The sequence below is a fragment of the Parachryseolinea silvisoli genome (assembly GCF_021190955.1).
Taxonomy (GTDB): domain Bacteria; phylum Bacteroidota; class Bacteroidia; order Cytophagales; family Cyclobacteriaceae; genus Ohtaekwangia; species Ohtaekwangia silvisoli.
Genome location: NZ_JAIOAO010000003.1, coordinates 917,354 through 941,498, shown reverse-complemented (window position 1 = coordinate 941,498; position 24,145 = coordinate 917,354). Strand labels below are relative to the sequence as shown.

The window sequence follows — 24,145 nt, the reverse complement described above, 5'->3', positions numbered from 1 at the left end:
CAATTAACGTATGAAACTCTTCTCTCGAAAACCATATAACAAAATAGATGATGCCGAAAGGCTTGCGATCATCGAGAAATCCTCTAAGCAGGTTTCACGGGGTGTCTTCTATTCAACCATCATCATCATAACATCATTCCTTCCTGTGTTTATGCTCACAGGTCAGGAAGGAAAGTTATTTCACCCACTTGCCTACACAAAGACATTCATCATGCTGGTTGATGCGATACTCGTTGTAACGCTCGCGCCCGTTATAATCTCCTTTTTTATGAAAGGAAGATTCAGGGACGAAAAGCACAATCCTATCAATCGGTTTCTTGAAAAGATCTACGAGCCAATCATCCGCACCTGCATGAAGTGGCGTAAAACAACGATTGGTGTCAACATCCTCGCATTGGCGGTCAGCGTCCCGTTGATGATCGGCCTTGGAAGTGAATTTATGCCGCCACTGGATGAGCAGTCTATCCTTTTCATGCCTGTAACACTTCCGGATGTATCAAATGAAGAGGCGAAAAGAATTCTTCAAGTCCAGGACAAGATCATTAAGTCTGTCCCCGAAGTTGACAAAGTATTGGGCAAGGCAGGCCGGGCGAGCACAGCAACGGACAACTCTCCTATCAGTATGATTGAAACGATCATTATGCTGAAACCAAAATCAGAATGGAGAGAAGGAATCACCAAGAATGACATCATTAATGAGCTTGATGCTAAAATGCAGATTCCGGGAGTTGTGAACGGCTGGACTCAACCCATCATCAACAGAATAAACATGCTGGCTACCGGCATCCGAACGGATGTTGGGATAAAAGTATACGGCCAGAACCTCGACAGCATCGCGGTACTCTCTACAAAAGTAAAAGCCGCGCTTGCAAATGTTCCGGGAGTGAAAGACCTGTATGTAGATCCGATTACCGGAGGAAAATACCTGACGATTGATATCAACAGAGACGCACTCGGCAGATATGGATTAAGTGTGAATGACGTTAACATGATTGTAGAATCCGCCATTGGTGGTAGTCCTATCGGCCAAACCATCGAAGGGCGTCAACGCTTTACCATCAGTGTGCGGTTATCGCAAGATTATAGAAACAGCGTAGAGCAGTTAAAGCGAATTCCTATTCAGACACCTGCACTTGGAACAGTACCTCTCTCCGCCGTGGCGGACATCAAATTCGAAAATGGACCGCCAATGATTGTGTCTGAAAATGCCCTGTTACGAGGTGCCGTGTTGTTCAACGTAAGAGATCGCGATCTTGGAAGCACAGTTCAGGAAGCAATGGAGACGCTGAATAAAAATCTGGATGCCCTTCCCAACGGATATTATCTCGAATGGAGTGGCCAATACGAAAATCTCATCCGCGGAAAACAAACGCTCATAGTCATTCTACCGGTTGTATTGTTGATCATTTTCGTATCGCTATACCTGGCATTTCATTCCATCCGCGAGGCATTCTTTAGCTTGATTACAGTTCCCTTTGCTCTGATCGGTGGAGCATACATGGTATACTTCTATGGCGTTAATCTCTCCGTTGCCGTGGCCGTTGGTTTCATTGCCCTGTTTGGAATCGCTGTAGAGACAGGCGTAGTAATGGTGATCTATCTGAACGATGCTATGCAGCAGCTCGTCAAACTCAGAGGCAATTCAAGCGAAACAATTACGCGCGAAGAGCTTCGGGAATATGTAATCGCCGGCGCGGCTAAACGACTGCGCCCAAAATTGATGACGGTCTGCGTGGCACTGTTTGGTCTGATCCCGGTGTTGTGGGCTACCGGTGTTGGAAGCGATGTAATGAAACCAATTGTGCTTCCCATGATTGGCGGAGTTCTTACATCATCAACACACATTCTTCTCGTGACGCCACTCATCTTCCTGATGACGAAAGAATATGAACTACGGAAATTTGGAAAACTTGAAGTATATGAAGTTAAGCATTAAGATATCTTTCTTGTTTGCAGCATTTTGGATAGGCCTGAATGCTATTGCAACTGCTCAAGTGATCACGCTCGACAGTGTTCTGCATCTTATCGATAAGCAAAACCCAATGTTGCAGGAGTACGACAGCAAAGTCAAAGCCCTGAATACATACGCCGGGGGCGCGAGAAGCCTTATGGCCCCGATGATCGGCGCGGGGACTTTCATGACTCCCTATCCCAACCAAATGTTGATGGATGAACGAGACAAAGGTGCCTGGATGTTCTCCATCGAGCAAGAAATTACCAATCCGTCCAAGCTCAATGCGAATCGCAGATACCTTTCATCAAGGGCCGCGGTTGAAAGTGAAAATCGCTCCGCTCAGTTCAATCAATTACGAAGCGAAGCAAAAACGATGTATTACCAATGGTTAGTGGCCGAACAGAAACTCACGGTTTTAAAAGAGAATGAACGCATCATGGACCTGATGCTGAAACTCGCAAGAATCAGATACCCCTACAATCAGGGAAGCCTTGGAAATATCTATAAAGCAGAGGGAAGGCTGAGTGAAGTGCAGAATATGATCCAGATGACGAATGGGTCTATAGAGGAAAGTTCATATAGATTAAAAAGCCTGATGAACCTTCCGGTCGAAACGCTCATCATGATTGATACAGCAACCCACATCACATATGAACCGAACCAGGTGATTTACGACACAGCAGCGCTCAGCACACAACGGAGCGATATCAAACAGATCGACAAGACAATTGAAGTAATGCGTTTGAATCAACAGCTACAGCGCTATCAATCAAGGCCGGATTTCAAGATCCGATTTGACCACATGCAGCCAATTGGAAATATGCCAACCCAGTTCACTGGGATGGCAATGGTTTCAATTCCGATCGCACCGTGGTCTTCCAAAATGTACAAGTCGGAAGTGAAGGGAATGCAATATGACATCGAGGCGATGAAAAAAGGCCGTCAGGCAATTTTAATCGAAACACGGGGCATGCTAACGGGCATGGCGTCTCAGTTAGCGCGGATGAAGCAGCAACTGGCGAATTATGACTCTAAGATCATTCCAGCGTTGCGGAAAAACTACCAGACCTTAATGTTGGCTTACGAGGAAAATCGTGAACAGCTCCCCATTGTAATCGATGCATGGGAAGCATTAAACATGGCGCAAATGGACTACATCGAAAAGACTCAGGAATACTTTAACATGATCGTAAGCTATGAAAAACAATTGGAGAAATAAATTGTCACTCCCAATTATGCTCCTGCCGTTACTCGTGTTGGTAGCATCTTGCAACAAAGGCGGAGAGCACGCAGAGCATGCGGACACCTATACATGCCCAATGCACCCCACGGCCATTTCTGATAAACCAGGAACGTGTCCGGTATGCGGCATGGATCTCGTTCGGAAAGCTCGTCCCGGCGAAGAAGTTGAAATTACAGAGGATCTTTCGAAACTGATTAAGTCCCCAAGTGAAACCGTCATTGCCTCTATTAAAACGATCAAGGGCGAATACATGTCAATGCCTGTTTCTACAGAAGCGCAGGGCGTAGTAACCTACGACACAAGGAACGTCTATACAATCCCAACACGAATCGGTGGACGACTTGAAAAAGTATTTCTCAAATATGCCTTTCAGCAAGTACGTAAGGGACAAAAGGTCGCAGAGATTTACAGTCCAGAGCTACTGACAGCACAGCGAGAACTGTTATTCGTAATTGAGAACGATTCGAAGAACGAGGCACTTATACAGAGTGCGAAAGAACGTCTAAAACTTCTTGGCGCAACAGATGCACAAATCAACGATCTCATTCAAAGCAAAAACCCAAAGAATACGTTCGCGATCTACAGTACTTATGACGGTTATGTTCTTGCTGACGGGCAACAGACACCGATTGCGCCAATGACATCACCAAGAGCGTCAACATCCGCCGGAGGAATGACTGATGGAATGAGTGGAAATGCGAGCACATCGCCATCTACATCCGCGAGCTCAGCTGTAAGCAAAAGTGACCAACTCATTCGCGAGGGAAGTTATGTAACATCGGGGCAGACTCTATTTAAGGTTGTTAATCCTTCCGCATTACGAGTTGAATTGAACATCGCTTCAACGCTTACTGCAACGGTAAAGAAAGGCAGTAAAGTAAAACTTGACTTCGGTGATGAGCACCGTGACGATGGAACAATTGATTTCGTCCAACCTTTTTTCAACGAAGGTCAGGAATTTCTCACAGTAAGAGTTTATACCAAAAACACGGAACGTCTCCATATCGGACATTTGGTAAAAGCGGTGATCGAAAGTAGCGCAGTTGAGGCACTATGGGTGCCAAAGGAAGCTGTACTTCACCTTGGTGTTGATGACGTAGTCTTTGTAAAAGAGAAAAATGTCTTCAGACCTAAGAAAGTGGTGACTGGCATTCGTACAGAAAAGCACATAGAAATCAAACAAGGGCTTTCGTCATCGGATGAAATCGCCAGCAACGGGCAATACCTGGTCGATAGTGAAAGCTTCATCAAAACGAATAAATAAGATGAAACACATTTTATTCATAACAATCGCATTCATATTCTTCGCTTGCTCGCAGGAAAAGCAAGCAGATGAACATGCAAGCCATGATCGTGCAAAGAAAGAAAGTTCTGCGACAAAATATACTTGTCCAATGCACCCTAATGTGGTGCAGGATGGCCCAGGTAAATGTCCAGTATGCGGAATGGACCTCGTGCCTAAAAATGCCAATACAACCGAAGCTACTGGTGACTTGATGCTAACGGATAGCCAGATAAAACTTGCTAATATCACTACGCAAAAAGTTTCCGTTCAATCCATCGGTGAATCGGTTGTTGTCAATGGTAAGCTTGTAGAAAATGAGGACCTGTCGCAAGTCATTAGCAGCAGGGCAGCCGGACGAGTCGAAAAACTATTTATAAAAGAAACGGGGCGTACAATTCAAAAGGGTGAACCGCTCTATGAATTGTACAGTGAGACATTACTTACTCTTCAACGGGAATTCCTGCTAGCCAAAGAGCAATATGATGCACTTGGTTCGTCCGAAACGCGCTACAAATCATTTCTCGATGCTGCGAAGAGAAAGCTACTGCTATACGGGCTCTCCGAATCCCAGGTTGAACATTTGGCAAAAAATAAGAACGCCCAGAATAGAATCACATTCCTTTCTCCTGGCTCGGGGATAGTAACAGAGATTTCAGTATCCGAAGGACAATATGTTTCAGAGGGCGGGGCATTATTTCGGATTGAGAACATAACCCATCTCTGGCTTGAAGCGGAATTATATCCAAATGAAGCCAAGGTAGCGAAGGTTGGTGATAAAATAACCGTGAGAGTAAGTGGGTTCGAAAATCAACCGATTGAAGCAACGGTTACTTTTTTCAGTCCCGAGTTTCGCGCCAACACACAGATTATGTCAATGAGAGCATCGATATCAAACCCGACCCTGTCATTCAAGCCGGGCATGCAAGCACAAGTGTTCTTCAGCCATGCTAACAAGAAAGCTTTATCCCTACCGGTTGACGCAGTGATCCGCGATGCCAGGGGAACTCATGTCTATGTGCAACGAGGGCGTAACACATTCAAGCCACAAATGGTGAAAACCGGCATGGAAGATTTTGAGAAAGTTGAAATCACCGAAGGATTAACCGAAGGTGACACGGTGGCTGTAACCGGTGCATACCTGCTGTATAGTGAAATAATTTTAAAAAAGGGAACAGATCCGATGGCCGGTCATTCTCATTAATAATATGAAAAAGTGCTGTAAAGATGCTTTTGAAAAGCCATTTAACCAGTAATAACCTTAAAAACATGAATACAATAAAAATCAAATCAATGTTCTACTCGCTGCTGGTAAGTGCAGCAGCATTCACGCTCCTGGCAAATTGTTCGGGAAACAAAAAAGATGATAATCACGCTGGCCATGAGGAAGGTGCGGTGAAAGATAGTGCGGAATATGCTTCGGGACCTACCGCAGCTGCGGAAGCCAGTGAGCCCCAGGTCCAGGTTGACGCGAGCTTTCAGAATCAGCTTGCAAGTGTCTTCATTTCCTATGTTGAACTAAAGGACGCCTTTGTTGCCTCTGACGTAAGCAACGTTAAAGACGAAGCGAAGAAAACTGGTGAAGCATTGGCAAAAGTTGACATGAAACTTGTGTCGGGCGCCGCGCACAATGATTGGATGAACTACCTGTCTCCTATCCAAAGCGCATTGAAAGAAATTCAGTCGAGCAGCGACATTGAAACCCAAAGAAAAGCCTTCAGCAATCTATCAGACAACTTATATAAAAGTATCAAGGCCTTTGGCCTGGGGGGAAAAGAAGCGTTCTACGAATTCTGTCCTATGGCTTTCAATAACGAAGGCGCATACTGGCTGAGTGATCAGGCACAGATTAAGAATCCATACTTCGGAGACAAGATGCTCACCTGTGGATCTGTAAAAGAGAAATTAAAATAATAAATGAAACGCAGAGATTTCATAAAACGGTCAAGCCTGTCGGCTCTCACAGCATGGATGGGATCGTCCCTAGTTCTTAACGCATGTCATACCGAAGAAGATATGATTGGAGAATCAAATTGGATTGTCGAAGGCTCCTTTGATAGACCTTTGACAATACCTTACGTCAGCAACGGAAGCGCTTCACTTAATGCGCAATTTAGCGTTAGCGAGTTGCTAAAAGGCAAATCAAGTACAACCCTTTCGTACGCGAATGGATTACTAGGTCCAACGATAAGGGCTAATACCGGCGAAACCGTAAACGTATCCCTGCAAAATAGTCTTTCAGAAGAAACCAATATTCACTGGCATGGATTAATCCTGCCGGAAAACATGGACGGACATCCAAGAGATGTGGCATCGCCCGGAGGAAGCCTGAATTATTCACTGCCGGTCATTCAGCGTGCCGGGACCTATTGGTATCACCCTCATCCACATGGACTGACTGCAAAACAAGTCTTTCTCGGGCTTGCAGGAATGTTCATTATAAACGATGCAGAAGAATCTGCATTGAACTTGCCTTCGGGCGAATTCGAGATTCCAGTCATTATTCAGGACAAACATTTCGAAGGAAACAATCTTGAATATTCTCCCAATGATGACGAGATCATGACTGGCTATCTTGGAGAACAAATCCTCGTGAACGGACAACATGCCCCATTTGTCAATGTTGCATCGCGGTGGTATCGCTTACGAGTACTAAATGGTTCAACGGCTAGGGTCTACAACCTTGGTCTTACCGGCGGAGCGAATCTGATCGTCATCGGGTCAGATGGTGGTTTGCTGCGTACTCCCGAAACAGTTTCAAATATTATGCTTGGACCCGGTGAACGACTGGACGTACTCATTGATTTCTCTGACCTGGCAGTTGGCAAAGAAATCTATCTTGTCAGCAATAAATTCAGTGAATTCAATGTGCAGGGAAGGCAGGCTTTCAGTTTGCTGAAGTTCAAGGTTGATCGCGAAGGAACTTCGGACTTCACACTCCCTTCAACCCTATCCAATATAAGCGCACTTAGTGAGAGCCTTTCGGTCAAAACAAGAACTATCGACATCGCACAGACCATCGGTGGAGAAGGTGGACATGGCGGAATGGGTAGACACTCCATCAACGGAAAGATTTTTGAAATGGACCGTGTAGATGAAACCGTTTCAGCCGGAACAACAGAAATATGGGAGTTCGACAACTTAGCGGGTGATGAAATTCATCCCATGCACATCCATGGCGTTCAGTTCCAGGTATTGGAAAGAATGGGTGCCCGGAACAAAGTGATTGCTTCCGAGAAAGGTTGGAAGGATACTATTCTTCTAATGCCTGGCGAGAAAGTCCGAGTAATTATGACATTCCCGAACTACACCGGTGTCTTCGTATTCCATTGCCACAACCTTGAGCATGAAGACGATGGTATGATGCTCAATTATAAAATAATCTAACGACGACAAAACACAATAGCTATGAAAAAAACAATAATGATTGCTCTTGTTGCGCTGGTGAGCTTCGGAGCTTATGCACAACACGATCATGCTGCACACGGTGACAGCAAAGATCAGGCACAAGGACACGCAACGTTCAAAGACGACAAAATCGGAACGGCATATGCCCACTATGTGCATCTAAAAGACGCACTTGTCGCTTCCAAAGCTGACGAAGCAAAGAAGGCCGCATCAGAATTACAGAAGTCTTTGACCTCGCTGGGCAACGCTAAAAAAGCCACTGAATCCGCATCCAGGATTTCAGCGACTACTGATCTCGAGGAGCAACGCAAAGAATTCTCAACACTTAGCAACGAAATGACATCACTAGTGAAAGCCTCAAAGCTTTCGACGGGTTCGATCTATGTGGAGTACTGCCCTATGGCAAATAATAACGAAGGCGCTTATTGGCTTTCAAATGAAAAACAAATCAAAAATCCATATTTCGGTGACGCCATGCTTAAGTGTGGGTCCGTGAAGGAAACAATTCAATAATAGGTAAACGTCGGTGCAATGACCTTGCTTCGCTACCGCCACAAAGCGATACAATGAGCTGCAATTAACTGATAAGCCATGAAACTCATACACATTTTATTCTTTGCCTGCGTCACATCCATTGCATTCGGACAACTCAACCTTCCGAATGCAAGTCCCGATCAAGAGCTCACGCAGCACCTCGGTTTTACTGAAGTTCAGATCAAGTATTCAAGGCCAAGCGTCCGAGACAGAACTATTTTCGGTGACCTTGTGCCATATGATCAACTGTGGCGAACCGGAGCGCACGATGCAACCACCATCTGGTTGTCCGATTCAATCATGATCAATGGTGTAAATATTCCTTCAGACACTTTTAGCCTTTTTACAATTCCCGGTAAAAATGAATGGACAATCATTTTCAACAAGGTTCCCGAAATGCACGGAACCTCGGGCTATGCAGAAGCCAATGACCAATTGCGCTTCAAGGTTAAATCTGAAAAGGCACCCAGGTTTTACGAAACGTTTACGATAGAGATCAATGATTTGACGAAAGACGGAGCATTCGTTTATTTGCTTTGGGAGAACACACTAGTAAAATTCCCGATCCAAAGTTATGCGGATCATAAGGTCATGGCAGAGATAGCCGATAGAATCAATATTAAGAAAGAGGAAAAGGCAAGTCTATATTATCAGGCAAGTCTTTACTACTTCAATAACAATAAAGATCTCAATCAGGCATATGAATGGGTCAAGGTCGCAAACGGAAAAACACAGGATGCCGCGTACCTCCAGCTTCAAGCAAAACTGGAGGCAGCGCAGCGCCGGGCCAGTGAAGCATTGGTTACGCTATCTAAATCTACCGAGCTGGCAAAAGCGAAAAAACTAGAGCCCATCCTAAAGGCAAATGAAAAGCTAGCGCAAGATTGGAGCAACAAAAAATCCAAAAAATGATGAGATCAATATTGCTAGTCATCGGTATCATCTACTCATTCGTTGTTTCGTCACAAGACATAAAGAAAAAGTACGCTGCTGATCCAGCAACGAGCAAGATTGAGTGGACTGGCAAGAAACTTACGGGTGAGCATTACGGTGAGATTAAGCTTGCCTCTGGTAATTTGATCTTTTCAAAAGAAAAGATATCAGAGGGATCATTTGAAATGGACATGGCCAGTATAAACTGTACCGACATCACCGACGCAAAATCGAACAAGAGACTTATTGACCATCTAAAATCAGAAGACTTTTTCTCCGTAAAACGTTACCCACTTTCGCGCTTCACCATAACTTCAGTCAGCTGCAAGTCGGAAAATGAATGTGATATCACCGGAAATTTGACAATTAAAGACAAAACGAATTCTTTAACCTTTCCTGTGAAACTGAAAAGAGAGAACGATAAGATCGTAGCCAAAGCAATAATGACATTCGACAGAAGTAAGTACGATGTGAAGTTCGGCTCACAGTCATTCTACGAAAATCTTGGAGACAAACTGGTGTATGATGATGTCGATATATCCATCACCTTGACACTAAAACGGGAAGAGCCAAAATAACATTCAAGACAATGGAACAACATCAACAATTCACTTGCCCGATGCATCCAGAGGTAATTAAGGATGCTCCCGGCCAATGCCCAAAGTGTGGAATGAATCTCGTACCTGTAGAGCCGGCAACGAAAGGCGAGCCGAAACATGAACAAGAAGCGCATGTACATTCAGCACATGCGCCAAAACATACTATGTCGGAGCATGATCACAAGGCTGCTGGCGGGCACGCGCATCATGCAGGAATGATTGATGATTTCAAAAGGCGATTTTACGTTACCCTTATCCTGGCTATACCGATCATGGCACTCTCACCTATGATTCAACATTGGCTTGGTGTCGATTGGGCATTCCCTGGGTCTGGTTATATTCTATTGGCGCTCTCAACTGTTGTGTTCTTTTATGGTGGGTGGCCTTTTCTTCAAGGTCTCATTACAGAAGTAAAATCTAAATCACTTGGAATGATGACGTTGGTTGCGGTAGCAATCACCGTCGCTTACGTATACAGTGTGGCTATCGTACTGGGTCTTGAGGGCATGGACTTCTTCTGGGAGCTAGCGACACTTATCCTCATCATGCTTCTCGGCCACTGGATCGAAATGAAATCGATCATGAGTGCCTCAAAAGAACTTGAACTTCTTGTCCAGCTTATGCCTTCGGAGGCACACCTCGTTCACGGAGATCATATTATGGACGTGAAAACTGATTCGCTCAAAGCGGGTGATATTATCCTTGTAAAGCCTGGCGAAAAGATCGCAGCCGATGGGATTATTAACGAGGGCAAAAGCTTTCTTAACGAATCCATGCTTACCGGTGAATCAAAGCCAACGGAGAAAGATAAAGGTGATAAAGTCATTGCCGGTTCTATAAACGGTGAAGGGTCACTGAAAATTCAGGTATCTCATGGTACCAAAGATTCTTACCTATCACAAGTTATCAAGCTGGTTCAGGATGCACAGGATGCAAAATCAAAAACGCAATTGCTCGCTGACCAGGCTGCGAAATGGTTAACGATAATCGCTCTCCTGTCGGGAACAGCTACTTTCATCGTCTGGCTTTTGCTTGGTAAGGATCTCGCTTTTGCCATGGAACGGATGGTAACGGTCATTGTGATTTGTTGTCCTCACGCCTTGGGACTCGCTGTCCCATTAGTAGTGGCAAGATCAACAGCCATCTCAGCGCAAAGCGGATTATTAATTAAGGATCGGACGGCATTTGAGAATTCGAGAAAAATCTCCATGGTTGTTTTTGACAAAACTGGTACGCTCACAAAAGGCGAATTCAATGTAGTGCGGTACGAAAGTCTTGACGGCAAGTCAAACAAAGAGCAAGTACTTCAACTTGCTGCCGTGCTTGAACAAAACTCGGAGCATCCTATTGCTACAGGGATCGTGCGAAAAGCAAAAGGACTTAATCTTCCATCGCCAAAAATGTCAGATTTCAAAGCCATTACCGGAAAGGGAATAGAAGCGACAGTTGATGGTAATAGCATACGCGTAGTTAGTCCCGGATACTTGAAAGAAAACAATATTGCCGTTGAGCAAGCCCCATCATCAAACGCGGAGACAGTAGTGTTTGTATTGTTCAATAATACAGTGATGGGGATCATTGCCCTGGCAGATGAGATCAGGCCTGAGTCAGCCGAAGCAATCACCGTGCTCCATTCACAAAATATAAAGTCGCTTTTACTAACAGGTGATAATAAGGAGGTAGCAAAAGTAGTATCTGAATCTCTCGGCATGGACGGCTTCATTGCTGAAGTGCTCCCGCATCAGAAGCTCGAAAAGATCAAGGAACTTCAACAGCAAGGAAATTTCGTAGCGATGACGGGAGATGGTGTTAACGATGCTCCTGCCCTTGCCCAGGCCGATGTTGGGATTGCTGTAGGTTCAGGTTCAGACATTGCTGCAGAAACCGCCGACATCGTTCTGGTGAACAGCAACCCAAAAGATGTTGCCAATCTTATTTTGTTTGGAAAGGCAACATACCGGAAGATGATACAAAATCTCGTGTGGGCCACTGGTTACAACGTTATCGCGTTGCCACTCGCTGCCGGAGTACTCTATAACGCGGGAATTATGTTGAGCCCAGCCATGGGTGCGGTGCTCATGAGCGTAAGCACCATTGTGGTTGCCTTAAATGCGCGGATGCTTAAGGTATAAACTGGCAGTGGCAAATTACGAAATCCCAAGATTTGCCAGTTCGATAAGAATCAATCTACTAAGCGTGGCAATTCCAGGCACCTCTCCTTTTGAAATTTATAATGGAATGGGTTGCAATACAGTCTTTTCCCAATCCGCATGCTTTTTTTTAAGCTTGTCAAAAATATCCGGATGCTTTTCCCTGAGATTGTTTTTTTCCTGTTGATCGTTAACAATATTAAAAAGATATTCTCCCTCGGCATCCTTTAAGTATTTCCAATCTCCCATTCTGACGGCCTTTTGCCTGACACGTTGAAATGTTCGCCAATAGAGTGTACGCTCTATATTTTTGTTACTTGCTCTCATGACTGGCATCAGGTCTATCCCATCCAAAGGAAAATCGACATGTGCTTTTGCACCTGCCGCAGACAGGATCGTAGCAGTCCAATCCATTGTAACAGCCACCTGTTGCGTCATGGTACCACGGCTAATTTTACCAGGCCACCGGACAAAAGCTGGCACCCTTATTCCACCTTCCCATAGAGAGCCTTTAGATTTAGTTAGACCTCCATTATCTGAATATCTTTCTCCACCATTGTCATTGGTGAATATGACAATAGTTTCATTCGATAGCTGGGCATCATCCAAAGACTTCATTAGTATTCCGACGCCATCGTCCAGGCTTTTCATCATGGCCGCATACACAGCTGGAGATCCTCCGTCTCTGAAATCTACCGAATCTGCATAGGGTTTATCATCGGGACCTTGCCACGGCCAATGGGGAGCCGTAAATGTTACAGTTAAAAAGAACGGCTTATCGTGTTTCTGTTTAATGAATGCTGCAGCCTTCTGAGAAAACAAATCGGTAAGATAACCCTCTTTATCTACTGATATATCATTTTCATAAAGGTCTGGCAGTCGACTGGTACCTTTGTGTGATATATAGTCGGCAGCGCCGCTGTGAATACCGAAAAAATAATCAAATCCATTTTTACCCGGGCGATGCTGGGGACGCGCACCCAAATGCCATTTTCCAATCAATGCAGTTTCATATCCACTTGCCTTCATTAACGTAGCGATGGATGGGAATGCTGGCGTTAATCCGACGGCACTGTCTTTTTTTTCGCCCGTAAGTGGTTCTATTAATCCAACAGGTGTTCTGGCGGGATACCGGCCCGTTATAAATCCTGCGCGTGTGGGCGTGCAGAGCGGCCCGGCTGAATAGGCATTGACAAACTTGATTCCCTGCGATGCCAGTTTATCAAGATTGGGCGTCTGGTAATCTTTACGACCATAGCCAGCCATATCCCCATAACCCATGTCGTCCGTCATTATGTAAATAATATTTGGACGTTGAGAATAAACATTTGAATGAACAAGCAGCGCAAGGCCGGCAAACATTGAAATCCACTTCAGATGGCAGTTGACCAGGCAGAACATATATAAATTATTTAAGTATTGAAAGGCGCTTCGAACATATGGAAAGTCCGGTGTGTGAGAATGACTAGAAGTGGAATATGCAAAAGTTATCGCTGCCGTCCTATTCCTTTTGAATGTATCTACTCAAGTCGGGGTTCAAGGCGAAAAGCCAAACAAGAAATTGAAAAATGGGATTAAAGCATTTAACAAAGGGGCGCTTGAAGAATACATGTTCAAAAGATCGTAGCGACCTAGCCCGCAATAAGCGGCTGCTCGCTTTTACCTGATTTGGCGAATTTGAAGATAGTGCAATGACACCAAAAACCACTGACCATCAGAAGTAATCGCCATCATCAATTTCAAAAACAATGAGGGAAAAGGTCATATAGACCGACTTACGCAGGACTTTCGTTGCTCAGGTAACGTAGGCGTAGCCTTCTTCGAGTAGACAGTAACTTTTAGTGGTCAAAAATCAAACGCGTCTATCACCGCGATATAGAGTACCCATCCGTAATCAACGGCGATCTGATCCCAGGTAGCGTCTAGGAAGTTGAAATTCTTATCGAACAGAAAGATAGTGACGCTATCAGCCTCAGCCTTCCAATTTTAACAATTAGAAGGCTTTTTAGTAGTAGACCGTGAGCTACTATTATCGAACGAAGTTATTGGAAATTTGACCAATTCAAAGAATTACCGGTTCGATGAGTTCCATTCACCTTATCCATCTTAATGCGCTCACCGATGTCGCATCCCGCAGAGTCTCGGTCACGCTACTTGCTTCATGCGAGCAAAGGTAATGTTCATAATGTCACCGCACCTACCGGCGCCTCATGTGTTGAATGATCGCCTCATTAAAAATATTGCCACTATTCAGAAATTCTTCAAGAATAATAGTTCCTTCGGATGCCTGGCAGGTTTCTTCCCACGTAGCCGGTCTTGCACCATCCGAATGCTCTTGTTTAAAATCCGCCCTTTCAAGAAAATTAAATTTCATAATTTGTATCCGTTCGTCATAATCCACACGTAGTGTGTATGAGTAATCTACCTTGTTGCTAACTGGAACAGAAACGAGTAGTGTAAATAGTGAGCTACCGGGTACAAATATTTGATCATACCCGTGACTGATCATGTGACGTATCAGTGTCCTGATTGGACGAGGCATACCGTCAGCGCTAAATGTGGAGAGAATCGCTTCCCACTCCATTCTCAACGTCTCACCGGTTACAGGGTCTCCTTCATGCATGGGTGATGGCCTTGTTCTTCACAATTCGTTGAGTATATTAACATCGCAAAATTCGAGAAGGATCCAAAATAAAAAAGCAAACTCCGAAAAGTTTGCTCTTAAATCGAAAATATAGACCCTACGAGCCAAATATCGAACCGAAATTCCTTCAAGAGTGCCAAAATTTGCGTGAATTGGCGGTTATGATTGAAAATTCTCGTTTCCAGGGAAATCCCCAAATGTCATGATTTTCCGTTGAACCTTCCGTCCGCGTTCGATCGTCACTGTCCGTTAACGTATTGAATCGGAACTTCAAATCCGTTTCTCCATGTCAAAAAAAGCTTTTTTGAAACTTGAAGAACGCTCACATATGCTTAAGAATTACGTCGTAATGGCTTGGCGAAGCCTGCTCAAGAATAAACTCTTCTCTTCGATCAACATCTTTGGGCTTGCGCTTAGCATGTCCGTGTGTATGATCGTATTGATCCGGATAGACGATGCCTTGCGATACGATAACTTTCATCGCGATCCTGGAACGCTCTACAGGATCATTTCGGATGTTGAGGACCAACAGGGAAACAGCTGGAAACTGGCCAGCTCACCGCTACCACTCAAACAAACTTTACAGGATGACAGCCTTCGACGACCTGTCACGCATTTTTACCCGGCTTCCACAACAGCAATGGACGCGTCACACCATGAATTTGATGTGAACGTAGCATTCACTGATCCTTCGTTTTTTGAATTATTCGCATTTACCCTAAAGTATGGTAAGACATCGGCGCTTGCCGAGCCTCGATCCCTGTTCTTAAGCCCGTCGCAGGCCGAACGATTCTTTGGCACCGCCGATCCAACGGGAAAGACACTGACCCTCACGGGCTGGGGTGAATTTTCAGTAGCGGGTGTAATAGATGCCGCTCCGTCTAAGTCGCACATTCAATATGACATGCTGGTTTCCATGACCACAGTGCCTGGGCTGGAGCATATGGGAGCACTTCCAAAGAAGCTGGACTCATGGGATTCATTTGAGTACGGTTATACCTACGTACGGCTCGATACTGACCTTGCGAAGCGGGGACTGTCGAACAAGCTCTCCGGTATTGCCGCAGCGTTGAACAAGGACCTTTCCGGCGGCAGACTAAGCTTTGATCTGCAGGCGTTATCGTCCATTACTCCCCAGGCATCTGATCTGCAGCGAGAGATCAGCCGCGGGCCATCACGGGGGTCGTTGCTTGCCGAAGGCGGCATTGTGCTCATCATTCTGCTTGCGGCGTGCTTCAACTATACAAATCTTTCTGTTGCACGGGCTCTAACGCGCGGTAAAGAAGTTGGTATTCGTAAGCTCTCGGGCGCCCAACGCTGGCAGATTGTTGCGCAGTACGTAACCGAAGCCATTCTTCTCGCCTTTATAGCCCTGTTCCTGGCAAATGTTATTCTCGCTCCTATTCTGCAGTACAAGCCATTTAACGACGGCTACGAAATGGTGCCCGACGTAACCATCAGCCTGAGGTTACTCCTGATGTTCGTAGGATTTGCAGTATTCGTCGGCATGCTGGCCGGGGCACTGCCCGCCTGGATATTGTCGGCTTTCCAGCCTGCCCGTGTTCTCCGGGGCGTTGGCAATCATAAGCTCATGGGTGGTATTTCGCTACGGAAGGCGCTAACAGTATTTCAGTTCTCATTATCGCTCGTGATTCTGGTGTTCCTTGCGACATTTTACAGGCAGTTCGACTACATGGCCAATGCCGATGTAGGTTTTACAACGGCTGGCGTGGCGCTCGTCCCCGCAGGCAGTCATCCGGAAGCGGCTGAAACAGCGTTTCGTACGTTGCCCGGCGTGAGAGGCACCGCGCTAACGTCCGGGTCGGTTGGCGCAACCAACCAAGTAAAGGTTTCGCGAAGCAACCGTGATGAGCAGGGCCTCTCTATGGAATACCATTCCAGCACCGCGGAATGGATGAAAATGATGGAACTTGAGATCGTTGCAGGATCTGCACTACCGGATCATGCGCAGACGGTCGTCGTCAACCAGAAAGCTGTCGCAGCGTTTGAATTTAATGGACCGGACGCCGCCATAGGATCCGTTATTTATCTCCAGGATTCCATTCCTGTAACGATCGCTGGTGTTGTAAAAGATTTCTATATACATGGTTACGGAAATCCGATACCGCCTCTTGTGCTTCAGAACAATCGTGACAAGCTTCAATTCATCGCACTTAAGACCGAGCAGGCCAGCCCTGCCCTGACCGCCAAACTTAAGGAAGAATGGAAGAAGCTAAACCCGTCAGCTTCATTTGAACCCATCTGGCTGGACGAAGAAATGAGAAAGGGCAATGACCAGTCGGCCGAAATTTCCTTGCTGGGCTTCCTTGGCTTTATGACGGTAACCATCGCATCGCTCGGCCTGCTCGGACTGGTAGTTTATACGGTAGAAACTCGCCGGAAGGAAGTGAGCGTACACAAAATTCTGGGTGCTAGCGTTGGTAACGTCGTCAGCCTTTTATCAACAAGCTTCTTTAGGTTGCTAATCGTTTCAGGCGCTATTGCCTTGCCTGTCGGCTACCTCCTTAGCACCATATTCCTGGCGAACTTTGCTAACCGTGTATCGGTCGGAGCGGCAGACCTGACGCTATGCTTTGCGTTCCTTCTAACGATTGGCCTGGTTACGATTCTCTCACAAACGTGGCGTGCCGCGCTTGAAGATCCTGCCAGGAATTTGAGGAGCGAGTAGTCCTTCGCTTTTGGAGACCGCAGTCATAAGAAAGGACGGCCTTTGAATGCGGAGCGCAAAGGCTCGATATGTTTCCGAAAACGTACATCCGTCAAATGTTGCCCGAGAGACTCAAACATCTCAATTGCTTTCGTTTGCTACAGCCTTACAAGCTTTTTCACCGTCATTCTATTCAAGCCGCTCGTCAATCGAGAAAAACTAGTATATTCTGAATTGCTTCTAAGTTTTCTAACTTTAATCGGCTTCGGCCTAAAATTCCAGTTTGACGCTACATACCGTCTGGGTATTATTGAATATATCTAATTTAGTTGCAATCCCCTAATGGGACCTCGGACGAACAGGCATACCATGTGTAGAATGACCGGAAGACGAGAAGATTAGATAATGACGGCACCCGACAGGATTAAAACTAACGCAGTGGTACCTGCACGTAACAAAACTATTACCAGCGAATTGATCCCTTAGAAGTTGCCGAACTCTTATCATTCCGACAGAAATAAAAGACCAGACCATTCTTCGAATTACTCTACGGCGAGGTATAGGTCGATACCGGCAAATAATATATTGAACGGGAATTATCGAACACAAAAAAACCTGAAATCAGTTAAGATTTCAGGCTTTTTATGATGAGTAGAGGGTGTGCTACCATTATCGAACCAATGATCGAAAACTTCACAAAATTCAGCGACCTACCAGTTCGATGAATTCGCTTCACCCCTTCAATATTGCCAGAGGCATAACCGCGAACAAAATCTATAATGAATTTGTCTTTTAAAAATCTTGTCAAATTCATGGAATTACGGTTCGATGAATTCTCTTCGCTTACCGCTCTAACGATCATTAGCCCACCTATGCTGGTATCTTTTGCCCCTCCCTACTGGGAATCATCCCAGCCTCCTGGAGCTGTCAACATGCTTTGGTACTAACGCATTTGGCCAACACGGATTATATTTATTGTTGGTAGCTGTCTCACCTTACTCTGTTTCTGAAATCCAGTCTTCTGTCTTTCTTTGTCGGCCGAGGCCAACTGTATCGAATTCGTCTCTCTTTCCTTTTTCTTTTACCACGCCAAATTGTCTGAGAATTGCATTAACAACATCTTGCTGGGATTCCATTTCGAAAATCCTTGTCCGTTCCTTCCAAATGATGCCGCTCTGTCCTCCTACTCCACCAAAGTAATCAACTTCAAAGTATGCGACCATATCATTACCAACCAACGCTAGTATCTCCTTTTCAACATTACCCGTAAGAAATTGCCACCTACCGATGTCATTGCCCGTGCGATAGTTATTTATCTCATCAAATAATTCTTCAGTCATTGGGATTAAAGCAATGTCAGATGTCAGCTGGATAACTTTAGAAGTTCGAAATCTTGTTTCAATAATTTTCAGTTCATCTGGTCGACCCAGAAACGCATTTAAATTGTATCCCATTGTATCTTAATAAGGTCACTGTTAGCGAGCTAATATAAGACATCCGCATTATTCAAACCAAGGTGTTTGCCTCACAGCCGTAAGCGAGACCCTATGCTTTTTTTTGTAGCCTAGGGTTCTGCATGCGTGCTAACTACGATTTTCAATAATTTTATGGCAGACGAAAACCCGGTGCGTTGACTGACCGGAATCAAAGACAAGCATATATCTTTATGGGGCGATGTCCACAATCATCGGTATGATCTGGATCGTTGGCACTACCTTCCCCCCACACGTTGCCGGATGCCAGGTCATGTCATCGATGATGTCCAATAGTTGTTTTCCCAAATCGGTTCCTTCGATATCTTTAAGAATCCTCTTTCCTTTCATGTGTCCGTCTTTATCTATAACAAAGGCAATGATCACTTTTGAGTCTATTGGATAATGGGGTAAATGCGGATATTTAATCCTTTTCGATACCTCCTTCCCCAACGCTTCCATTCCGCCCGCCACGGTGGGCATTTTGTCGGTCGTGAATACTTCCATTTGGGTTAGTGTGTCGACTATTGCAAGACACGACTCAATACTTCTGCTTTGCGCAAAAACACACTTGGAACCCTGCAACAACATCATGGCAAGTAGGAGAATAAACCTAAAGTGCTGATAGAAAAAATGAAACATAGGCATTGTGGAGTATAGCGAAAGATAAAAAAGAAGACGCTGCGGCCAAAGTAGCGGAATCAGATTTCTTACATCTGCATTAAAACAGTCGAGGTAAGCGGCAGAATGTCTACTAACAACATGAATTCGTCTCGACCGTCCAGCGAATAGAATTGAAAAATTCGAAAGGATCAAAAATATGAAAGCAAACTCCGAAAAGCTTGCTTCTAAATCGAAAATAAAATCCAAGCGGCATGCTGTTGAGTAATGCACCCGCGAACACGTCCGGGTAATAACACTTGATCCAGGACGAAACATAAACAAGCAATGCGAAGCTGGCAGCATGGCTTTCCACTACCCGGCAACGACAAGGAATTTGAAACAATGGTATGCGATATCTACAATAGAGAATTCACCCGACTTTTTAATATCAACGATTCTGCCGATACTTTGATTTGAATACCTTTGCAAAATGCAAGAAATAACTGGCTTAAAGGATTTAGTGGCTACCAACACCGCCTGCTTAGCAGAATATCGACTATTGGCGGAAGTGAACCATTTCAACGTTTTTAATCAGTCCGAAATCTGTGAACGGACGAGACCCATGCACAGGAGCGATTTTTACAAGATTTCACTGATCAGGGGCACCGGCATCCTGCAGATAAAGGATGAATATATTAAGATAGACGGAAATGTCTTGATCTTCTTTAACCCCACTATTCCTTATTACTGGCAGTCATTGTCCGAAGAAAGACCGTCTTATTATTGCTACTTCGACAGCTACTTTCAATCAAAACTACTGAACAAGGACTACTTCCAACAATCAGCTTTGTTCACCCCTGGATCTATCCCTGTTTTTTCACTCACGGACGAACTTACCGAGGAGATACGTGGGATTTTTGAAGACATGCACGAGGAGATCCAAGGGGACTATCACCATAAGTACGATATACTTGCGACTTACCTTCAATTGCTTCTCCAGAAAGCATTCAAGTTTCAGAACAGTTCTCGAAGGACGTCCGCTAATAAGTCCGCATCTATACGCATCCTGTCCAACTTTTTCAACCTACTTGAAAAGCAATTCCCCATTGACTCAGTGGAGCATCCCATCCGGCTGAAAACGCCGAATGATTTTGCACAAGAGTTGGCGATCCATGTTAATTATCTAAACGCCGCAGTAAAGGAGCTGACGGGAAAAAAGACCTCTGAAATTATTGCCTCAAGAGTGGTAACAGAAGCAAAAGCCCTTCTAAAACACAGTAACGCCGACGTTGCTGAGATCGCTTATATGCTTGGCTTTGACTACCCCAATAACTTCATTACATTTTTTAAACGGCATGCGAAAGAAACACCCAAGTCATTTCGAAACAACGAAAGCATCCCCGTCTTTAAACCTCAAAATAGTTGAATCGAATACTTTTTCATTTGATCTAAAAACCTCTCTTTGATAGGTAGGGCATAGCTTTGCCCTACGATGTTTTCAAAGACGACGGATAAATTTCATCTATTTCCCGCTCCAAATCAGGACGGGGGATATTCTGATCATCCTCTAAATATGGGAGAATATTGGTGCGCGAAATATTCGCAAAGGAAAATCCATGCCTTTCGGTTAAGCTCACCACATCGTTCTCAAGCCGACTTCAGCCTTTAAAGCGGGAGTACAACGTGATAACAACGCTAACGCAACGAAGTGATAAAAACAACTATATGAAAATAGGAATAATTGGCACCGGTGCTCTAGGAGGAACCATTGCAAAGAAGTCGGCTGCCGCTGGCCATAAAGTTAAAGTAGCAAACGCTATGCCGATGAATGAATTGAGGGGTACTGCTGCACAATTAGGAGTCGCTCCCGCAAGCATCAACGACGTGGTTCGAGATGTAGAAATCATCGTCATATCAATTCCAACAAACGCAATACCACACCTACCTGAAAAATTATTCGCAGGTGTCCCCGATCATGTGATCGTCATTGACACGACCAACTACTATCCGTATCGCGACGGCAATATGGAAAATGGTTTTGCAGAAAAGCTAGAAAGCGTTTGGGTTTCGCAGCAATTAGGAAGACCAGTCGTTAAGGCTTTCAATAACCTGTTATCCTATACGCTAGAGAATCGCGCGAAACAAAAGGGCGAATCTGGTCGGATCGCGATGGCGATTTCAGGGGATGATGAAAAGGCAAAAGCAATTATCTCCAGGTTAGTCAACAAAATTGGTTTTGATACTCTCGATGCAGGCAGCCTGTCGGAATCATGGAGACATCAACCCGGTATGCCCTCATACTGTACTGAGCTAAACGCCACCGAGCTGAAGCGAGCACTGGCGGATAACGAAAACATCAGGGAAAGAGCAGGTAAACTCAGAGATCTGACTACAGACAACCTCATGACTAGAACTACGCCACCCTCGCATCAGGAGATGCTGGATACTATCCGTTCACTCTTTCCGACAAATCCCAAGCATAAACCGAGCGCAACACACGCGCATTAACAATGTGTTGTAGCCTAAAAAGGCTAGACACTAATATCAGATGATCAACAATTGGTAAATAAATAAAAACAAAAAAAACTATGAGTAAAAAATTGGCTAACAAAGTGGCAATTGTAACGGGAGCGTCTAAAGGAATAGGTGCAGGTATTGCCAAACAACTCGGAGCTGCAGGTGCCAAAGTTGTCGTAAACTATGCATCAAGTAAAACTGACGCTGATAAGGTGGTTAAAGAAATTACAGGTAATGGAGGAACTGCGATAGCTGTCCAAGGTGATGTCTCTAAATCAAAGGATGTAACACGACTTTTCGAAGAAACAAAAAAAACATTCGGAGGCTTGGATATTTTGGTGAATAATGCTGGAGTTTACTGGACAACGCCTCTCGGCGATTTTACAAAGGACGCATATCGTAAGATGTTCGATGTCAATGTCCTGGGTACGTTATTAACCTCGCAAGCAGCACTTAATTTTTTTGATGAAAAAGGCGGCAGCATTATCAATATCAGTTCGGTTGCCGCTACCAAACCAGAAACTACACTATCTGTTTATGGTGCGACCAAAGCAGCGATGAGTTTATTGACCTGGTCACTCTCGCAGGAATTAGGGCCTAAAAAAATTCGTGTAAACTCTTTGATTCCTAGCATGATTTTGACCGAAGGCCTCGCAAGCCTGGGATTGCTTCCGAATACGGATAACCCGTACGTGAACGCAATGATAACCCGTACTGCTTTAGGTCAGCTAGCGACGGCAGAAGATATCGGTAGTGTAGCGGTATTCCTCTCAAGTGATGAAGCTCGTTTGGTAACAGGACAAGAAATCGACGTAACTGGTGGATTCAAATAATCAGATCGGGCAACGCGTCAATCTAATTCCCACATGCTTGTTAGTAAGTTTAAATAACCGGCCGGCAATTGCATATAAGGCTTATGTCTCTGCAAAGGCACACGGGGATACGTAACTGCCGAGATGGTTGAGTATGTTTTCGCTATCGCTCCTCACACTCACGCTGTTTTTTGTAGACCGGACGGCGCTGCATTTATGCTCGCTGAACCTCGATCAGCAAATACTTACCGGCGTTTCGATTCTCGTTCAGTCGGACACAAAAAAGCCTTCTAATTTCCACAATTAGAAGGCTTTTCAGTAGTAGACCGAAGGGTGCTGCATTCGTGCTTGCTGAATCCTCATCTTCAAATGCTTCAAAGACTGACTGATAAAAGCAGGGGAATCGGCCATTTTGACCGAAATCCACGGACCGGCTAAACTGGAACTCATACGATGATAATTGCTACATTCGAATGGAGGCACTAAGCGGAAGCATACGCGACTTTCCTGAGAGCGACGATCTAACGATCGACAGTCCGTGATTATCCGACCAACTATTTACTCCCAGAACTGCTTTATTTTATCACCTAATAGTGATGTTATCAGTACAAGTAGGTTTCCCAGTCGTCAAACGGCGGGACGACTTCATATTCTTCACCATGCTCTCTACAAACAAAGCGTATCCACTGCGCGGCTCTTTTCATTGCATAGCCGTTGTTAATCACTTTACCTGTATCGTCCATTTCAATGTTGTTACTATAAATTGCATAGGCCTGCTCAACCAAGGATGCTTCATCTTTTAAGAGCTCGCGGTAGTCGATGTCCTTTAGAATGCTATTGTCACCAATAACAAATGGCAACGTGCCGTTAGTGTAGTAGAATGCAAAATGTCTCAAACAGTGTCTGAAATCCCCAGAGAGTTTCATGATATAAACTTGGCGGTCCAAGTAAAGCTACTAAAAAACTAAATGCCGCTGGGGCTCATCGGCAACCTACTTTACGCATTAACACTAATACGCGCTTTACACGAATCGTGTGAGTAATCAGGCGGAACTGCTGCACAATATTCCCTGATGAAACGAATAAGCAGCGCCCTGACACTTTGTCTATTAATGTTAACTACGATGAGAGGGTGCGTAGGTACCGCCCGCGGGCTTCGATTCCTCTCCAGTCAGACATAAAAAAGCCTTTCAATTTTCGATATTAGAAGGCTTTGTAGTAGTAGACTGTGAGGTACGGTTATCGAACCAAATTCTTGAAAATTTCGCAAAATTTCAAGAATTGCCGGTTCGATGAAATTACTCCACTCGTTACTGGTGGATGAAA

At 44.8% G+C, this 24,145-nt stretch carries 19 protein-coding genes; 14 read left to right on the top strand and 5 right to left on the bottom strand.

Going from position 1 to position 24,145, the window contains the following annotated elements:
- Positions 1-10 precede the first annotated feature (10 nt).
- The 10 genes from K7P01_RS20875 (at position 11) to K7P01_RS20830 (ending at position 12,085) form a co-directional block, all read left to right on the top strand.
- Complete coding sequence (locus tag K7P01_RS20875; protein WP_267296521.1) at positions 11-1,936, top strand: efflux RND transporter permease subunit; 1,926 nt, start codon at positions 11-13, stop codon at positions 1,934-1,936.
- Positions 1,920-3,173 (top strand): TolC family protein, encoded by a 1,254-nt coding sequence (locus K7P01_RS20870; protein ID WP_267296520.1) that lies wholly within the window; start codon positions 1,920-1,922, stop codon positions 3,171-3,173. Before K7P01_RS20875 ends, K7P01_RS20870 begins: the two co-directional genes overlap by 17 nt.
- Positions 3,151-4,461, top strand: coding sequence for an efflux RND transporter periplasmic adaptor subunit (locus tag K7P01_RS20865; RefSeq protein ID WP_267296519.1), 1,311 nt, complete (start codon positions 3,151-3,153; stop codon positions 4,459-4,461). Before K7P01_RS20870 ends, K7P01_RS20865 begins: the two co-directional genes overlap by 23 nt.
- A gap of 1 nt (position 4,462) precedes the next feature.
- Positions 4,463-5,683 (top strand): efflux RND transporter periplasmic adaptor subunit, encoded by a 1,221-nt coding sequence (locus tag K7P01_RS20860; RefSeq protein ID WP_267296518.1) that lies wholly within the window; start codon positions 4,463-4,465, stop codon positions 5,681-5,683.
- 65 nt (positions 5,684-5,748) lie between these two features.
- Positions 5,749-6,393, top strand: coding sequence for a DUF3347 domain-containing protein (locus K7P01_RS20855; RefSeq protein WP_267296517.1), 645 nt, complete (start codon positions 5,749-5,751; stop codon positions 6,391-6,393).
- A gap of 3 nt (positions 6,394-6,396) precedes the next feature.
- Positions 6,397-7,866 carry a multicopper oxidase family protein gene (locus tag K7P01_RS20850; RefSeq protein WP_267296516.1) on the top strand — a complete coding sequence of 490 codons (1,470 nt, stop codon included), beginning with the start codon at positions 6,397-6,399 and terminating at the stop codon, positions 7,864-7,866.
- 21 nt (positions 7,867-7,887) lie between these two features.
- Complete coding sequence (locus K7P01_RS20845; RefSeq protein WP_267296515.1) at positions 7,888-8,400, top strand: DUF3347 domain-containing protein; 513 nt, start codon at positions 7,888-7,890, stop codon at positions 8,398-8,400.
- A 78-nt stretch (positions 8,401-8,478) separates the two neighbouring features.
- The gene (locus K7P01_RS20840) at positions 8,479-9,333 is read left to right on the top strand and encodes a DUF2911 domain-containing protein (protein WP_267296514.1); all 855 of its coding nucleotides are present in this window, start codon (positions 8,479-8,481) and stop codon (positions 9,331-9,333) included.
- A complete protein-coding gene (locus K7P01_RS20835; protein ID WP_267296513.1) occupies positions 9,330-9,932 on the top strand; it encodes a YceI family protein in 603 nt (200 codons plus the stop codon). The genes K7P01_RS20840 and K7P01_RS20835 overlap by 4 nt, the downstream gene beginning before the upstream one ends.
- Before the next feature lie 11 nt (positions 9,933-9,943).
- Complete coding sequence (locus K7P01_RS20830; RefSeq protein ID WP_267296512.1) at positions 9,944-12,085, top strand: copper-translocating P-type ATPase; 2,142 nt, start codon at positions 9,944-9,946, stop codon at positions 12,083-12,085.
- Between the two features lie 96 nt (positions 12,086-12,181).
- Here the strand turns inward: K7P01_RS20830 and K7P01_RS20825 are convergent, their stop codons facing one another.
- Together K7P01_RS20825 and K7P01_RS20820 are read right to left on the bottom strand one after the other, a co-directional pair.
- Positions 12,182-13,504: a sulfatase-like hydrolase/transferase gene (locus tag K7P01_RS20825; RefSeq protein WP_267296511.1), complete on the bottom strand. Its 1,323-nt coding sequence runs from the start codon at positions 13,502-13,504 to the stop codon at positions 12,182-12,184.
- A 796-nt stretch (positions 13,505-14,300) separates the two neighbouring features.
- On the bottom strand, positions 14,301-14,687 hold the full coding sequence (locus tag K7P01_RS20820) for a hypothetical protein (RefSeq protein WP_267296510.1): 387 nt from the start codon (positions 14,685-14,687) through the stop codon (positions 14,301-14,303).
- A 388-nt stretch (positions 14,688-15,075) separates the two neighbouring features.
- On the opposite strand from K7P01_RS20820, the gene K7P01_RS20815 reads away from it, so the two are divergent.
- A complete protein-coding gene (locus K7P01_RS20815; protein ID WP_267296509.1) occupies positions 15,076-17,436 on the top strand; it encodes an ABC transporter permease in 2,361 nt (786 codons plus the stop codon).
- A gap of 974 nt (positions 17,437-18,410) precedes the next feature.
- Here the strand turns inward: K7P01_RS20815 and K7P01_RS20810 are convergent.
- A complete protein-coding gene (locus K7P01_RS20810; RefSeq protein ID WP_267296508.1) occupies positions 18,411-18,869 on the bottom strand; it encodes a hypothetical protein in 459 nt (152 codons plus the stop codon).
- A 210-nt stretch (positions 18,870-19,079) separates the two neighbouring features.
- Positions 19,080-19,394 carry an energy transducer TonB gene (locus K7P01_RS20805; protein WP_267296507.1) on the bottom strand — a complete coding sequence of 105 codons (315 nt, stop codon included), beginning with the start codon at positions 19,392-19,394 and terminating at the stop codon, positions 19,080-19,082.
- Positions 19,395-19,980: 586 nt separating this feature from the next.
- Between K7P01_RS20805 and K7P01_RS20800 the strand changes: the two genes are divergently transcribed.
- The 3 genes from K7P01_RS20800 (at position 19,981) to K7P01_RS20790 (ending at position 22,840) form a co-directional block, all read left to right on the top strand.
- Entirely contained in the window at positions 19,981-20,916 is a 936-nt protein-coding gene (locus K7P01_RS20800) for a helix-turn-helix domain-containing protein (protein WP_267296506.1), read from the top strand.
- Positions 20,917-21,077: 161 nt separating this feature from the next.
- Complete coding sequence (locus K7P01_RS20795; protein WP_317987628.1) at positions 21,078-21,998, top strand: NADPH-dependent F420 reductase; 921 nt, start codon at positions 21,078-21,080, stop codon at positions 21,996-21,998.
- An 80-nt stretch (positions 21,999-22,078) separates the two neighbouring features.
- On the top strand, positions 22,079-22,840 hold the full coding sequence (locus K7P01_RS20790; protein WP_267296504.1) for an SDR family NAD(P)-dependent oxidoreductase: 762 nt from the start codon (positions 22,079-22,081) through the stop codon (positions 22,838-22,840).
- Positions 22,841-23,421: 581 nt separating this feature from the next.
- On the opposite strand, the gene K7P01_RS20785 is transcribed toward K7P01_RS20790, so the two are convergent.
- Positions 23,422-23,745 (bottom strand): DUF7677 family protein, encoded by a 324-nt coding sequence (locus K7P01_RS20785; protein WP_267296503.1) that lies wholly within the window; start codon positions 23,743-23,745, stop codon positions 23,422-23,424.
- Positions 23,746-24,145 lie beyond the last annotated feature (400 nt).

Coding starts and splice junctions, on each gene's coding strand:
- K7P01_RS20875 (WP_267296521.1), top strand. CDS start 11: ATGAAACTCTTCTCTCGAAAACCATATAACAAAATAGATGATGCCGAA.
- K7P01_RS20870 (WP_267296520.1), top strand. CDS start 1,920: ATGAAGTTAAGCATTAAGATATCTTTCTTGTTTGCAGCATTTTGGATA.
- K7P01_RS20865 (WP_267296519.1), top strand. CDS start 3,151: ATGAAAAACAATTGGAGAAATAAATTGTCACTCCCAATTATGCTCCTG.
- K7P01_RS20860 (WP_267296518.1), top strand. CDS start 4,463: ATGAAACACATTTTATTCATAACAATCGCATTCATATTCTTCGCTTGC.
- K7P01_RS20855 (WP_267296517.1), top strand. CDS start 5,749: ATGAATACAATAAAAATCAAATCAATGTTCTACTCGCTGCTGGTAAGT.
- K7P01_RS20850 (WP_267296516.1), top strand. CDS start 6,397: ATGAAACGCAGAGATTTCATAAAACGGTCAAGCCTGTCGGCTCTCACA.
- K7P01_RS20845 (WP_267296515.1), top strand. CDS start 7,888: ATGAAAAAAACAATAATGATTGCTCTTGTTGCGCTGGTGAGCTTCGGA.
- K7P01_RS20840 (WP_267296514.1), top strand. CDS start 8,479: ATGAAACTCATACACATTTTATTCTTTGCCTGCGTCACATCCATTGCA.
- K7P01_RS20835 (WP_267296513.1), top strand. CDS start 9,330: ATGATGAGATCAATATTGCTAGTCATCGGTATCATCTACTCATTCGTT.
- K7P01_RS20830 (WP_267296512.1), top strand. CDS start 9,944: ATGGAACAACATCAACAATTCACTTGCCCGATGCATCCAGAGGTAATT.
- K7P01_RS20825 (WP_267296511.1), bottom strand. CDS start 13,504: ATGTTCTGCCTGGTCAACTGCCATCTGAAGTGGATTTCAATGTTTGCC.
- K7P01_RS20820 (WP_267296510.1), bottom strand. CDS start 14,687: ATGGAGTGGGAAGCGATTCTCTCCACATTTAGCGCTGACGGTATGCCT.
- K7P01_RS20815 (WP_267296509.1), top strand. CDS start 15,076: ATGCTTAAGAATTACGTCGTAATGGCTTGGCGAAGCCTGCTCAAGAAT.
- K7P01_RS20810 (WP_267296508.1), bottom strand. CDS start 18,869: ATGGGATACAATTTAAATGCGTTTCTGGGTCGACCAGATGAACTGAAA.
- K7P01_RS20805 (WP_267296507.1), bottom strand. CDS start 19,394: ATGGAAGTATTCACGACCGACAAAATGCCCACCGTGGCGGGCGGAATG.
- K7P01_RS20800 (WP_267296506.1), top strand. CDS start 19,981: ATGCAAGAAATAACTGGCTTAAAGGATTTAGTGGCTACCAACACCGCC.
- K7P01_RS20790 (WP_267296504.1), top strand. CDS start 22,079: ATGAGTAAAAAATTGGCTAACAAAGTGGCAATTGTAACGGGAGCGTCT.
- K7P01_RS20785 (WP_267296503.1), bottom strand. CDS start 23,745: ATGAAACTCTCTGGGGATTTCAGACACTGTTTGAGACATTTTGCATTC.